Source organism: Bacteroides sp. GM023, assembly GCF_014750685.1.
Classification (GTDB): domain Bacteria; phylum Bacteroidota; class Bacteroidia; order Bacteroidales; family Bacteroidaceae; genus Bacteroides.
Genome location: NZ_JAAXGE010000006.1, coordinates 347,139 through 362,079 on the forward strand (window position 1 = coordinate 347,139; position 14,941 = coordinate 362,079).

14 protein-coding genes are annotated in these 14,941 nt (G+C 42.7%); 4 read left to right on the forward strand and 10 right to left on the reverse strand.

The window, feature by feature from the left end; translation table 11 throughout:
- Positions 1–31: 31 nt before the first annotated feature.
- From recG to HC965_RS15085, 7 genes are all read right to left on the reverse strand, one after another.
- Positions 32–2,128, reverse strand: coding sequence for an ATP-dependent DNA helicase RecG (recG, locus tag HC965_RS15055; RefSeq protein ID WP_191032232.1), 2,097 nt, complete (start codon positions 2,126–2,128; stop codon positions 32–34).
- Positions 2,129–2,788 (reverse strand): 2-C-methyl-D-erythritol 4-phosphate cytidylyltransferase, encoded by a 660-nt coding sequence (locus HC965_RS15060; RefSeq protein WP_191032233.1) that lies wholly within the window; start codon positions 2,786–2,788, stop codon positions 2,129–2,131.
- Between the two features lie 7 nt (positions 2,789–2,795).
- Positions 2,796–3,347, reverse strand: a complete 552-nt coding sequence (locus HC965_RS15065; RefSeq protein WP_167962169.1) for a DJ-1 family glyoxalase III — start codon at positions 3,345–3,347, stop codon at positions 2,796–2,798.
- A gap of 30 nt (positions 3,348–3,377) precedes the next feature.
- Complete coding sequence (locus HC965_RS15070; RefSeq protein ID WP_191032234.1) at positions 3,378–4,250, reverse strand: cell envelope integrity protein TolA; 873 nt, start codon at positions 4,248–4,250, stop codon at positions 3,378–3,380.
- Between the two features lie 5 nt (positions 4,251–4,255).
- Positions 4,256–4,672 carry a biopolymer transporter ExbD gene (locus HC965_RS15075; protein WP_191032235.1) on the reverse strand — a complete coding sequence of 139 codons (417 nt, stop codon included), beginning with the start codon at positions 4,670–4,672 and terminating at the stop codon, positions 4,256–4,258.
- Positions 4,673–4,750: 78 nt separating this feature from the next.
- A complete protein-coding gene (locus HC965_RS15080; protein ID WP_022137725.1) occupies positions 4,751–5,464 on the reverse strand; it encodes a MotA/TolQ/ExbB proton channel family protein in 714 nt (237 codons plus the stop codon).
- Entirely contained in the window at positions 5,464–6,177 is a 714-nt protein-coding gene (locus HC965_RS15085; protein WP_191032236.1) for a pyridoxine 5'-phosphate synthase, read from the reverse strand. Before HC965_RS15085 ends, HC965_RS15080 begins: the two co-directional genes overlap by 1 nt.
- Positions 6,178–6,425: 248 nt before the next feature.
- Here HC965_RS15085 and HC965_RS15090 point away from each other — a divergent pair, with 248 nt between their 5' ends.
- Both HC965_RS15090 and HC965_RS15095 read left to right on the forward strand, forming a co-directional pair.
- On the forward strand, positions 6,426–8,105 hold the full coding sequence (locus HC965_RS15090; RefSeq protein ID WP_191032237.1) for a leucine-rich repeat domain-containing protein: 1,680 nt from the start codon (positions 6,426–6,428) through the stop codon (positions 8,103–8,105).
- Between the two features lie 141 nt (positions 8,106–8,246).
- Positions 8,247–9,116, forward strand: coding sequence for an NAD kinase (locus HC965_RS15095; protein ID WP_191032238.1), 870 nt, complete (start codon positions 8,247–8,249; stop codon positions 9,114–9,116).
- 129 nt (positions 9,117–9,245) lie between these two features.
- On the opposite strand, the gene HC965_RS15100 is transcribed toward HC965_RS15095, so the two are convergent.
- From HC965_RS15100 to HC965_RS15110, 3 genes are all read right to left on the reverse strand, one after another.
- Positions 9,246–10,166 carry a hypothetical protein gene (locus tag HC965_RS15100; RefSeq protein ID WP_191032239.1) on the reverse strand — a complete coding sequence of 307 codons (921 nt, stop codon included), beginning with the start codon at positions 10,164–10,166 and terminating at the stop codon, positions 9,246–9,248.
- Positions 10,167–10,180: 14 nt separating this feature from the next.
- Positions 10,181–10,738: a DUF5034 domain-containing protein gene (locus tag HC965_RS15105; RefSeq protein ID WP_223854904.1), complete on the reverse strand. Its 558-nt coding sequence runs from the start codon at positions 10,736–10,738 to the stop codon at positions 10,181–10,183.
- An 89-nt stretch (positions 10,739–10,827) separates the two neighbouring features.
- Entirely contained in the window at positions 10,828–11,700 is an 873-nt protein-coding gene (locus tag HC965_RS15110; protein WP_191032240.1) for a hypothetical protein, read from the reverse strand.
- 554 nt (positions 11,701–12,254) lie between these two features.
- Here HC965_RS15110 and mdh point away from each other — a divergent pair.
- Positions 12,255–13,196, forward strand: coding sequence for a malate dehydrogenase (gene mdh / locus HC965_RS15115; protein WP_167962060.1), 942 nt, complete (start codon positions 12,255–12,257; stop codon positions 13,194–13,196).
- 282 nt (positions 13,197–13,478) lie between these two features.
- Complete coding sequence (locus HC965_RS15120; RefSeq protein ID WP_191032241.1) at positions 13,479–14,933, forward strand: TolC family protein; 1,455 nt, start codon at positions 13,479–13,481, stop codon at positions 14,931–14,933.
- The last annotated feature ends 8 nt before the right edge of the window (positions 14,934–14,941 follow it).

Sequence of the window (14,941 nt, forward strand, 5' to 3'; positions counted from 1 at the left end):
TACGCAAATAAACCGTATGTTTAACCGTTTTTCAACTAATGGCAGCCCAGTTAACATTCGTTTTCCGCAGGGATTTGAGTTGCCGCCACAGAATTTCGTTCTCCGGATTCTGTGCTGTGGGGTCTTGTTCCACAATTCCTTCGGCTATGGTACGGACATATTGCAGCAGTTGTCCGTCACGGGCTATATCGGCAATCTTCAAATCGAAAGCGACACCGCTTTGCTGTGTCCCCTCAAGGTCACCGGGGCCACGAAGTTTTAAATCCGCTTCGGCTATTTCAAAGCCGTCATTGGTGCGCACCATAATTTCCAGTCGTTTCCGGGTGTCCTCGGTCAGTTTATAATTGGTCACCAGGATACAATAAGACTGGTCGGCGCCACGCCCTACCCGACCGCGCAACTGATGCAACTGCGACAGTCCGAAACGTTCGGCATTTTCTATAATCATCACCGAAGCATTCGGTACGTTCACTCCTACTTCAATTACCGTGGTAGCTACCATTATCTGCGCTTTTCCCGAAATGAAAAGTTGCATCTGCTCGTCTTTCTCAGCAGATTTCATTTTGCCATGTACTTTGCACACCGTACATTTGGGAAATTCTTCCAGGATATGCTGATAACCTTCTTCAAGGTTCTTTAAATCAATCTTTTCGCTCTCCTTTATTAAAGGATAAACGATGTAAACCTGGCGTCCTTCGTCTATTTGTTTCTGCACGGAGCGATACATACTTTCCCGACGATTATCAAACTGGTGAACAGTAGTAATTGGTTTTCGCCCGGGAGGAAGTTCGTCTATTACGGATACATCCAGGTCACCGTATAGTGTCATTGCCAATGTACGGGGAATGGGAGTCGCGGTCATCACAAGCATGTGTGGAGGTTGATTATTCTTACTCCAAAGACGGGCGCGTTGAGCCACGCCGAAACGGTGTTGCTCGTCTATAACGACAAAGCCCAGCGAGGAGAAGTTGACAGTATCTTCAATAACGGCGTGCGTTCCTATCAGGATATTCACGTCTCCGTTCAGTAGTCCGGTAAGGATGGCTTCTCGTTTTTTTCCTTTGATGGAACCGGTCAGCAGCTCGACACGGATGTCCATCCCGAAAAGCAGTTCTTTGATGGTCTCATAGTGCTGATTTGCCAGGATTTCGGTAGGAGCCATCATACATGCCTGATAGCCATTATCCAAAGCAAGCAACATACTCATCAAGGCGACCAGTGTTTTTCCACTTCCTACATCTCCCTGCAAAAGACGGTTCATCTGCCGCCCGCTGCCTACGTCATTACGTATCTCTTTCAAGACTCGTTTCTGCGCACCTGTAAGTTGGAAAGGAAGGTTCTTTGTATAAAATGTATTGAACACATCGCCCACCTTTTCGAAGATATAGCCACGATATCTCCTTTGTCTGTCTTTGGCATATCGAAGGATATTGAGTTGCACATAAAACAGTTCCTCGAATTTAAGGCGATACTGTGCCCGGCGAAGCAAGTCGGGATTGGTCGGGAAGTGAATATTCCGGAGGGCTTCCGTCAACGGCATCAGATGATGCTCTGCCAATAACTTGGGAGAGAGCGTTTCGGGCAAAGGTTCTTGTAGCTGCTGAATCACAGTTGCCATCATCTTCTCTATTGCATGAGAATTGAGGAAACTGCGTTTCATTTTCTCCGTCGTATTATAATAAGGTTGCAGACCTACGGAAGAAAGTTTCAGTTCATCCGCCTTGTCTATATCAGGATGGGCTACATTGATGCGTCCGTTGAAAACAGTCGGTTTGCCGAAGATGATATATTCTTCGTGAAGTTTATATTTACCTAAGATATACTTGATTCCTTGAAACCACACTAAATCCACAACTCCTGTTCCATCCGAGAAATGGGCAGTCAGGCGTCGTTGACGTCCTTCGCCAATGGTTTCGAAACCCAGTATTTCTCCTTTCAACTGGATATACGGCATATTGCCATCTATTTCGTGAATGTAATAGATGCGGCTCCGGTCAACGTATTTGTAAGGGAAGTAATAAATTAAATCATGCAAAGAGTAGATTTCCAACTCCTTATTTAATACAGCAGCCTTCTGCGGCCCTACACCGGAGATAAATTTTATGTCGCGTGTGACTAAATCGAACATTTACAACAGAGCACTCCCTACTTTCAGGTCGAAAGGAGTTGTTATTTTTATATTTTCACGGTTACCTTCTGCAAGATATACAGGTACACCCATTGCTTCTACCACTGAAGCATCGTCTGTAAAGAACGGAGTAAACTCCTGCGCATAAGCCTGTTTCAGCAGTTCTACATCAAAGACTTGCGGGGTTTGCACCAATTTATAGTCATTACGGCTGACTGTTTCACTTCCGCTATCCGTCAAATGGCGCAATGTCTCTACTACGTCAATCACCGGAATCACCGCTTTCTGCTCTTTTGCCAAATCATAGCAACGGCTTATCACGTCTACCGAGACAAACGGACGGACACCATCATGCACTCCCACCAGTCCGGGAGCCTGCACCAATGCCAGCCCATTCTTTACGGAATGGAAACGTGTTTCACCGCCATTGGCAATGAGGTGTTTCACGGCAAAACCATGTTCCTTGCAGAGTTGTTTCCAAAAGTCCTGTTGCTCTTTTGGAAGCACTAGTATAATCTGAAGTGTAGCGTCATATTTCCGGAAAACTTCCAGCGTATGCATCAACACAGGTTTATCACCGATAGGAAGGAATTGTTTCGGAAGCTCACTTCCCATTCGCAAGCCCTTTCCACCGGCGACAATAATGACAGATTTCTTCATGGACAGTTTAGCGTTTAACGCACATCGCTTCTACCAGCTCGTCTACTTTTTCTTTACCTGCCAGCAGGTCAACAATAGTCAAAGCAAATTCCATGGCAGCGCCCGGTCCCATACCTGTGATGATATTTCCGTCACGCACTACGTGTTCATTCACACATTCAGCGCCATCCAGATATTGCTCGAAGCTAGGATAGCAGGTAGCTTTCTTGCCTTTCAGCAGTCCCAGTTTACCCAGCACCATCGGAGCTGCGCAAATGGCAGCGATAGGCTTGCCCTTTTCCGCAAAGTTAAGGATTAACTTACGCAACCCTTCGTGCTTATCGAGCGTAGCGGCTCCCGGCATTCCACCCGGCAAGAACAAAAGTTCAGCATCAAAGAAATCGCAATTATCAAAGTTGATGTCACAAAGGATGGACACGTCATGTGCTCCGACTACAATTTCATCCGGTGTAACGGATACGATTTCTACATTCATTCCGGCACGTCTCAACGTGTCAATAGTAGTAAAGGCTTCGATTTCTTCAAAACCATCTGCAAAAAAAGCGTATACAGTTCCCATAATGCTATCTATTTTTTGGTTAATGATACTCTATCTCAAATTAAAATAATAAGTGATTGTTCCCGTTTGGTTTGTCACTCCTTCCACTGTATTAAAGCGAGCTTTCTTCGCCGCATCTTCGGCGGCTTTCCGCAATGCTGAACTTACAGTATTTGTCTGGGGATTAATGCCGGTCGAGATTACCTGTCCCGCAGGATTTACGGTAATATTCACTACGACACGTCCCTCTTCCTGTACATTATATGCAGGTTTTGGCAAACTGCCCGTACCTAAAGAACGTCCGCCGAGGTCAAATGTTCCATAGCCACCCGTTCCAGTTTTGGCTCCGGTAGAAGAATTGCCTTCTTTACTACCTTCGGTTCCGGTACCACTGGCCGATGTTCCTTTGTTTCCTTCCATTTGTGCTCCCTTTCCAAAAGCACCGGAAACTCTCTTTCTGGCAGCTTCTTCGGCAGCCTTGCGCTCACGTTCCGCCTTCTCTTCGGCGAGCCGTTTGGCTTCGGCAGCTTTCTCTGCTTCTGTTTTTTCAGGCTTTTTCACCGGTTCTTTCGGTTTGGTCACTTCTTTCGGTTTCACCGTTTCTTTTTTTGGTTCTTCCGTTTTCGGTTTCAAAGTGACCGTTTCTTCTTCGGTCTGTGTCAGCAAATCTTGTTCGGAAGGAAGTTCGGGCACTGTCTCCGCGGGAGCTGCCGCATCTTCATCCAGTACATCTACATCTACCAGTGAAGGGTCGTCAAAGCCGCGTGCCGATTCCACATTTCCCATCATCACAGGCACTCCGCCTGCGTCTTCGTCCGGCTGGGGGACAGTAAAGCTCACCAGAATCAAAAGAGCAATCACTGCCACGTGCACCAACAGTGCACCCAGCGCTCCTATATATTCACCCTTTTTTCTTCTGTCCATTGTTCCTATTTATTTTCAGGCGGGCGTGTAGCCAGCACCATCTTAAAATGATTCTCGTTTGCGATGTTCAATATGCGTACTATCTCACGGTAAGGTACCGATTCATCCGCATACAAAGCCACATACATTTCAGGTTCCTTCTCTGCACAACTCTGCAAGAATGGAGTCAGTTCGTTCAACGCCAATGGTTGCTCCTTCTCATTGCCGAAAGCGGCATAGAAATTCAGGTCTTTATCGATAACGACTCTTGTCAGCGGTTTGGCCGAAGTCTGCTGCTTGCCTTGCGGCAACAGCACTTTTATGGCATTGGGCGACACCACAGTAGAGGTTATCATAAAGAATATCAGCAACAGGAATATGACGTCCGTCATGGAAGCCATACTGAAATTGGGCGATACTCTATTTCTTCTTTTTAATCCCACTTTGTTAGTGATTAGCGGTTAGTGATTAGTGATTAAAGTCAGCTGATGGTAGCTGGTAATTAGCTGTTTGCAATTACTTTATGTGGGCTCGTTCAACAAGTCCATGAATTCCATCGTGCGAGATTCCATCTTGTTCACCACGCGGTCTACCAACATCACCAGATAGTTGTAGGCAAACATGGCAATGATACCGACAATCAAACCACCGACTGTAGTAATCATGGCTTCGTAGATACCGCCGGAAAGCAGTGTAATATCTATATTTCCGCTACCCGCATTCGCCATTTCGTAGAATGCACGTACCATACCTGTCACCGTACCGAGGAATCCGAGCATCGGAGCACCACCGGAGATGGTTGCCATCACAGTCAGTCCTTTTTCCAGTTTCGCCACTTCGATGTTACCGACATTCTCGATGGCGGCCTGCACATCATTAATAGGACGTCCCAGGCGGCTGATACCTTTTTCTATCATACGAGCCGAAGGCGTGTTCATTGTACGGCAGTAGTTGATGGCCGCTTTGATTTCACCACTATGAATATAATCCTTGATGCGTTCCATAAACATGGGGTCTTCTTTTCCTGCCTTACGAATCATATAGTTACGTTCGAAAAGGATATAGAAGCAGACTACGGACAGCACACCCAGCACAATCATAATCCAACCACCCTTGATAGCCATATCAAGCATGTTCATTTCAGGAGCGTTCACCTCTGTCAGAACAGGATTGGCAGTAGCCAGCGAGTCGGCCATATTCATAGCCCCTTGGGCTAACAAAATCATTGCATTCATCAGCGTAGACAGTTTTTATATTCCTGAATGGTACGTTCCAGTCCTAAATACAGCGCATCGCTAATCAATGCATGACCGATAGAAACTTCGTCCACCCAAGGAATGTTTTTATAGAAATAGCTTAAATTTACAAGGCTCAAGTCATGTCCGGCATTCAAGCCGATACCCAGTTTGCGAGCCGTTTTGGCTGCTTCGATAAAAGGAGCGATGGCCGCTTCCGGATTCTTCGGATAGTCCGTTGCATAGGGTTCCGTGTACAGTTCCACACGGTCGGCACCTGCTTTCGCTGCATATTCCACCATTTCAGGGTCGGCAGCTACGAAAACAGAAGTACGGATACCTGCACTGTTGAACTGGTCGAGAACTTCGGTCAGAAATTCCAGATTCGCTTTGGTATCCCAGCCGGAATTGGAAGTTATCTGTGAAGGATCATCGGGTACTAAAGTTACCTGATGCGGTTTTACTTTCAATACCAAGTCTATAAAATCCGGCGACGGATAACCTTCGATATTAAATTCTGTCCGCAACAAAGGACGCAAATCATATACATCCGAACGACGAATGTGGCGTTCGTCGGGACGAGGATGAACAGTAATACCGTCCGCTCCAAAAGATTCACAATCAAGCGCTACCTTTACAACATCGGGTACATTTCCACCGCGTGCGTTTCTCAGCGTAGCTATCTTGTTTATGTTTACACTTAATTTAGTCATGGTTCTACGTAATATTTGCCGCAAAAATACAAATATTATTATTAGTTGCCTAATAATACGAAACGCATTATAGGTTCTTTTTTGGTTATTTAAAGTAGAATTGGAAAAGTTTTTCTGCTTTTCCACTCATAAATTAAGGTAAAGCATACTTGGGGAAATGATATTAAAGTCATCAAAAGACTTATTTTATCATAGAAAAAGTATACATTTGTATACTTTCATTTTGTTAGTTCTAAATTTAAAAGCGTATGGATCAAGGCAATGGCAATATCAAGGTCAAAATAGACAATATGGTAAACTGTATTATCTTGCAAGTGATTATAAACAGTGGTTCACAATCACTTTTATATGAAAAAGAAGAGACGAAGCTTTCGATTGCCGATATAGACAAGATTCTACGTGAGAACCTGTCAGCCATTAGCGTGGACGATAGCCAATTACCCTTTCCCGATTACGACAATAATGGTTTATCATTCTCTCCTGCCAATGATTGCCTGAAAGCATTTCAGTACTTCAAAGAAGAGGCTATTCAAATGTATAAAAACAAAGCATGCCTCATTAATGAATTTCATGCTGCATGCGAAAGCTATTTCCGTGACCAATACAAAAAGAAAGGAATCCACAGGTTTTGCAAGGATTATAAGATGAAATATATCATCAATAGACGTAATGAAATTGATAATTGGCTGTTTGCGCAATGGGCTAATGAAAAGCATCCTTTAGAAAGCATCCGGCTGCTCGTTGAGCGCCTTAGTTTATATTGCAAAAACAAAGTGCAGGAAATCTATGCCTATAGTTGCGAAACACAAAAAAGGATGGAAGAAAACACAATGCCTGAAATCGAAGCATTGACACAACAATGGAAAAACCTGAATATCATCACCCGCTCCTTCAAAGGGAAAAAGATTTTCGATACATATGCTTCCACTTTATCCGACTATTATCTACAACAGTTACAAATAAAATCAAACGATTGCCTTTCTTACTTTTTTTCTATTGTCAAAAAGATGGAACTAGAGAAACTGCAAATTACGGTCAATTCTATTTATGATATTCTGAATGAAAAAGATAAGCAGTTCACTCATTTATTTTTAGGAAAAGATATTTTTTCGGAACTCGTCCCAATAATAGAAAAAGCACATTTATCGCTGTCTGACATAGGGATGAATACTATGACAGAAGTCTTGGACTCACTCCAACAAGCTTCATATCCGGAAGGCAATGAACGTATGCAGAATTTGAGAGAAGAATTATCACGCATATTGATAGATAGGTATTTATATCAATTAATGACAGAATACGAACTGACCTTCGATGTAGTAACCGATGATTCGGGCGTAGAATACACTCCTGATAGAAGGATACTGCTTAAAGCACCCAAAAAACTCAATAGCTATTACGTTCCCGATGGCGTAGCAACGATTTTAGATTCAGCTTTCGCTGATGTCACCAGTCTTGAATATATAAAAATACCGGAAGGGGTATGTTCCATTGGAAAATCGGCCTTTCAGGGATGTAGCAACTTGAAAGAGATTATTTTGCCCAAATCGGTTATCCAAATCGGAGATCATGCCTTCCGTGGATGCACACAACTAGAAGATGTCGTCTTTCTTTATCGAAACATTTCACTAAATGATGAGTTGTTCGAAGATTGTCCGGCACTAAAAAAAGAACGAATCATGACCTATAATAGTGTAATCGCCGGATGGACATTCGACATTGAAAAGAGTGCAGGTATTCATAAGGAAACAGGAATAGAGCTTCGGTACTGTTTTGACAATGAAGACGGCACTATAAAAACTGAACTTGTCAACTTCATGGCTCATATGAAAGCCCTTCGTACACAAGGTTACTCTCAAGAAGAGGTAGATGCTACTTTTAGGAGAGTAGGACGCGAGTTTGTGATACTATGCAAATCATTATATTAGAATTATAGCCTATTATATTAAGAGAATGTACACCCTAGTTTTCGTCCACTTTCATTCTACTATCAAACCGAATATTGACAAACCGATTGGCTATCTCGGAAAAAAATGCCAAATTTGCAACCTGAACTAACAATATCACTTATGAAATTTGCCATTTTCGGAAATACTTATCAGGCTAAAAAGTCCTCTCATGCCGCTAACCTGTTCCGGTTATTAAAAAAACAAGGAGCAGAAGTCTGTGTATGCAGGGAGTTCTATCAATTCCTGATTTCAGAACATATGGAAATCGAAGCCGACCAATTATTTGATGGTGATGATTTTACAGCCGACATGGTAATCAGTATCGGTGGGGATGGAACTTTTCTGAAAGCTGCCCGCCGGGTAGGCAGAAAGGGGATTCCTATTCTTGGCATTAACACAGGACGTTTGGGATTTCTTGCCGATATCTCTCCCGAAGAAATGGAAGAAACATTCAACGAAATCAAAGCGGGAAGATATAGTGTAGAAGAGCGGAGTGTACTTCAACTGATCTGCGACGATACTCATCTGCAAGCATCCCCATACGCCTTAAATGAGATTGCCGTTCTCAAACGGGACAGTTCTTCCATGATTAGTATCCGAACCGCTATCAATGGGGCTTTCCTGAACACGTACCAAGCCGACGGACTGGTGATTGCTACGCCAACCGGTTCAACCGCTTACTCCCTAAGCGTGGGTGGCCCAATTATCGTCCCTCATTCCAATACCATCGCCATCACTCCCGTAGCTCCGCATAGCCTCAACGTTCGCCCTATCGTAATACGCGATGATTGGGAAATCACATTAGATGTAGAAAGCCGTAGCCATAACTTCCTGGTTGCCATTGACGGCAGCAGCGAAACCTGCAAGGAAACGACTCAACTCACTATACGCCGGGCTGACTATAGTGTGCAAGTGGTAAAACGTTTCAATCACATCTTTTTCGATACGCTTCGCAGTAAAATGATGTGGGGAGCAGACGGCAGGAGGTAGTTCTTCTTTTTGCCGCAACTTTGCCACCGTATTGGCACAGCAGTGCCATGCCTATGGCACAGTTATGCCATCACGTTGGCACGGTCGTGCCACCACGGTGGCACAAATCTTATACTTAGCCTCTGAATCCTATCTTCGGATAATCTTCTTTTTTGTTGTAGGGAATAGCCCATAGGACTCGCGTTTCTGTTCCATGATTCCCCGCATTCTCTCTTTTCTTGTAGTTCCACCCTTCCCCGTTTTGATTCCTCTTCCAAAATAAATAGGAATTCCTACGCCAAGGCTAATATTTATATCACGTCCAAGTGTATTGGCTTTATAAAGTCGACGTTCTACTATTTCGTTTGTATAAAGATCTTTCTTTTGATATTCAATTGAGGATCGCTTCCCTATTGGTTGCGCAAAAGCGGCATTGAAGACCAGGTAACAGTATTTGGCCAATTTATAATTCACACTCATTCCTACTGAAAGGATAAAGACATCCATGTTGCTTTCTCCATAATCATTATCGGCATCGTACCTGATTGTATACAATTCATTGCCTCCCTTTTTCTTCAAATCAAGATAAACAGATTGGTAACTAACATTATTTACACCAATCCCCAGTCGAGGATAGATGGCCCAACGTGAATTTTCAATCCGGTAAGCAACTCCCGTCGCCATACAAGGACTCACTCCCGGTCTTTCTCTCTCAAATGCAAAATTATCCACATAATAATCCGCTTCCAATGATTTTGCCAATTCCGAACCATAATTTCTGCTATATCTCAAAGGGATTCCTAACTTTATATCAGCAAACCACCCCCATCTTTTAGAAAAGAAATGCTCCAAACGGAAATCAATAACAGGAAATCCAGTCTTTCTGTCTGCCAAAGCAGTAAGTGCATTCTCTCCTCCGGTATGTAAAAAATCAAAGTTCATTCCCACTCCTGTACTTATTAGAATCAGGTTACTTCGTTCTTTGGTATGATGTAATAATCGCCTTTCCTGTGCTTCGGTCACAGAACAGATACAAAGGAATAACAATATGGGCAAATAGAAATTCTTCATAGCCGTTCTCCTATTTAATACAAAGTAACCGGTTCACTCACCTGTTCAATAGTCTCCCCGCTTTCCAAAGTCAACACTACACGAAAACGATATTCTCCAGGTTGTGGAGTTGTCAACAATGCTTTATGTATTCTTTCATACAGTATGTCCTCTCCATGAGCAGTGTCGTCAGTCTTCTGATAACCCGCCATAGCTTTTGGATAATCAGAAAAGCAAGAAGTAACCTCAGCACCTGCCGGATACTTTTCATTAAAATCTATGTCTGTGAAGATACTAACCTTTTTAATGTTGTCAGATAACACATTAAAAGCATAGAAATTGTCTCTGTTAGAGTTTGATTCATCATCTGCGATTTCTGCCCAGACGCAGACGTCCAGAATATAAGCCTCTTTGGGTATTTTTGCTTCAATAGCCTCTACGGGAAATTCGCCTGCATTGTTCCAATGATGAAGTGTAATGTCTTTTGCAACACACTGAATCGCTATGGATTCGTAGTCCTCGTCATCGCAAGTCATAGCTGTAGCTACCCAAAATAGCAACGACACTAATAGTAGTAAATTGTGTTTTTTCATATATATGCCGTTTTAGATCAACAAAGTTAATCTTTTCTTTCAACAAAAAGCATATAAAAGCATATTACTATGCTCTACAGAGCAACTTTTTAATCCAAGGTAAACGACTGCGAGCCAATCAGATTACCACCTTCAAAGATATCAACCCTGTAGTTTCCGGCATACAGAAACTCTTCCACATCCCAAAATACATTCACATTCTGTTCTTCACCATTGTATTCGATATACTTCTTGATAGAATAGGTCAGTGTACGGTTCTCATAAGGGAAAGTATTGGAGGCACTCTTAGTCAATGCATCGTTATCCGGTTTGGTGATACGTATATAGATGGTGCGTTCACCGTTTTCAGCAGTTATATTCTTTACGACTGTAAAGCTGATAGCCAGTTTCACTACATCTTTCACCTTCTTCGCTACTTTACCACGCTTGTTGCGGGGTTCGATACGGATATTGGTTGCATCGAGTTGGGCTGCTAGTGTCACTTTCTGATTCAGATTCTTCTTTTCTTCGGAAAGATTGCTGATTTGTTGTGAAGCCTGGTTATATTTTTGCGTTACTTCCGCGATTTGTTGTTTCTGCTGGGCAGTCAGTTTATTCAATGAATCAATCTGATTGATATACCCAATCATAACTTTACGCAGAGTAGCCAGTTCCTTCTTCAAGCGACGGATTTCCGTAGCATTCGAGCTTTTCACCGTGCGGAGTTCTTCCAGCAAGCGCTGTGTTTTCAATTGTTCCTGATCCAGCAGTTGGGATAAAGAGTCGTTAGATATCGTCATCTTCAACTCATCATATTGCTGTGCAAAACGAGTATATTCAGTTTCCAGTTCTTCCTTGTCCAGTTGAAATTCCTGTACTAACTCCTTGTTAGCTTGTTTTTCTGTAAACAGTAAATAGGTAATGCCAATAATCGCTATTACCAAAATAGCTACGGCTGCAATAAGAAGACTTTTTTTACTCATAGTTTCAGTTGTGAATTGATAACGTGCGCAAAAGTAATCATTTCACAACAGAAGTCAAGCAGAAAAGTCGAGAGTTTTAGAAAAACTCTCGACCAAACCATACAATTTTAATTTATTAACCAGTTTATCAGGGCAAGTCAATAGACTTCACTCCTACCAGGCGACATCAGGTTTATGTACTACAATCAATTTGATTTAATGCGGCACTTAACATCTTTCAGTGCACAAATTAATTCGTCGGACTATAGTCCTACGAAAGATTGGCTATAGTGTTTCTTTCGAAGAACTATAGTCCTTCGAAAGAACGAGTATAGTCCGACGAACTAATTCATGCATACTTGAATCTTATTTTCTTCAGAGATAGAACTTATTATATTCATCCGGTGAAGTAATGCTTATTCCGGCCGGAATTCGTTATCTTATCTGTAGATTCTGATTACTTCGACCTTTAACTAAAATTATTACGGAAAAATTTCTTTAATTAGGATTATCGTTGTAATTTTGTCGCGCAAAATAGATGAAACAAATTATCAACTTTTTAAATATATAGTATTATGTCAAAAGTAACCGTAGTAGGCGCAGGTAACGTAGGTGCTACATGTGCAAATGTACTTGCTTTTAATGAAGTAGCAGACGAAGTAGTAATGCTGGACGTTAAAGAAGGCGTATCAGAAGGTAAAGCAATGGATATGATGCAGACAGCTCAATTGCTGGGTTTCGACACTACAATAGTAGGCTGCACGAACGACTATGCTCAGACTGCTGACTCTGACGTTGTTGTGATTACTTCAGGTATTCCTCGCAAGCCGGGTATGACTCGTGAAGAACTGATCGGTGTAAACGCTGGTATCGTTAAATCGGTAGCACAGAACATCTTGAAATATTCTCCTAACGCTATCCTTGTTGTAATTTCTAACCCGATGGATACAATGACTTACCTGTCATTGAAATCTTTGGGCTTGCCGAAAAACCGTATCATCGGTATGGGTGGCGCTTTGGATAGCTCTCGCTTCAAATATTTCTTGTCTCAAGCTTTGGGATGCAACGCTAACGAGGTAGAAGGTATGGTTATCGGTGGTCACGGTGATACTACCATGATTCCGTTGACTCGCTTCGCTACTTACAAAGGTATGCCTGTAACTAACTTTATCTCTGCTGAGAAGTTGGAAGAAGTTGCTGCTGCTACTATGGTAGGTGGTGCTACTCTGACTAAATTGCTGGGTACTTCTGCATGGTATGCACCGGGTGCAGCAGGAGCATTCGTTGTTGAATCTATCCTTCACGACCAAAAGAAGATGATTCCTTGTTCAGTATTCCTGGAAGGCGAATACGGCGAATCTGACCTTTGCATCGGTGTTCCTGTAATCCTTGGCAAGAACGGTATCGAAAAGATCGTTGAACTTGACCTGAACGAAGACGAAAAAGCTAAGTTCGCAGCTAGCGCAAAAGCTGTACACGGAACTAACGCTGCTTTGAAAGAAGTTGGTGCTCTGTAATTAAAACAGCAAATCCCCTTACATTTATATATTAGGAAAGGCTGTCCTTCATCATGAAAGGACAGCCTTCTTTCTTTTCATCTCCCCCGCTTATCTTGTTATATTTTTAAAAAAAGCTAATTCTTTTTGCATTTTCACAGAAAGCGTATACATTTGCATCGTTGTTTATGCAATTATTGTTTAAGCTAACAAGTACAAAAAAACAGACTACTTCAATAAACAAATTACATAAGAACAGGGTTATTTAAATAGAAGTATCACCTTATTAATATGCAAGATGCGATGAAAAAACTATTTCTCCTGACAATTCTGTTAAACCTGACTTTTATAGTAAAAGCGCAAACTATACTGAGCTTGGATAGTTGCCGCGCTTTAGCCCTTGCCAACAATAAAGACCTGTTGATAAGCAATGAAAAGATAAATGCTGCCCATTATCAGCGAAAAGCCGCATTTACCAATTACTTGCCCAGCTTCTCGGCAACTGGAGCTTACATGAGAAATCAAAAAGAGTTTTCTTTATTGAATGCCGATCAGAAAGCTGCACTTTCGGGATTGGGGACCAGTCTGGCAGGCCCATTGGAGCAAGCCGGCGGAATCATTGCGCAGTTACATCCGGATCTTGCTTCTAAAATCCCTGAATTAGGAGCGAGCCTGACTTCTGCCTTTAACAATGCCGGAAGTTCCCTGGTAGATGCACTCCGCACGGACACAAGAAACGTGTACGCCGGAGCTGTCACACTGACACAACCACTCTATATGGGTGGAAAAATCCGCGCTTACAACAAGATAACGCAATACGCCGAAGAACTGGCACGCCAGCAACATCAAGGCGGCATGCAGGAAGTTATCATGAGCACCGACCAGGCTTATTGGCAAGTTATTTCATTAGTCAATAAGAAAAAGTTGGCCGAAGGATATTTGAAACTTCTGCAACAGTTGGACAGCGATGTGGAAAAGATGATTGCCGAAGGAGTAGCTACTAAAGCAGACGGTTTATCCGTGCGCGTCAAGGTGAATGAAGCGGAAATGACACTGACAAAAGTAGAGGACGGATTAAGCCTTGCCCGAATGTTGTTGTGTCAACTATGTGGGCTTGATCTTAGCTCTCCCGTCACTCTGACAGACGAGAATATGGATGACATTCCCTTATTAGCACCGGAGACTCATTTCGATATGTCAACCGCCTATGCCAATCGGCCGGAGATACGCAGTCTGGAACTGGCTACGCAAATCTACAAACAGAAAGTGAATGTCACCCGTTCCGAACATCTTCCTTCTATTGCATTAATGGGAAATTATATGGTCACGAATCCTTCTGTCTTCAACAGTTTCGAAAATAAGTTCAAAGGAATGTGGAATGTCGGAGTAATGGTACAAATACCTATCTGGCATTGGGGCGAAGGTATTTACAAAACAAGGTCTGCCAAAGCTGAAGCAAAAATCGCGCAATATCAACTGGAAGATGCCAGAGAAAAAATCGAATTGCAGGTTAATCAGGCAGCGTTCAAGGTGAACGAAGCCGGTAAAAAGCTGGTGATGGCTTCCAAGAATATGGAGAAGGCGGAAGAGAACCTTCGCTATGCGACATTGGGCTTTAAAGAGGGCGTAATTGCCACCAGTAATGTTCTCGAAGCGCAAACAGCCTGGCTATCTGCTCAATCGGAGAAGATTGATGCTCAAATAGACGTGAAGTTGACAGAAATTTATCTAAAGAAATCATTAGGAACTTTGAAATAATTCATAAT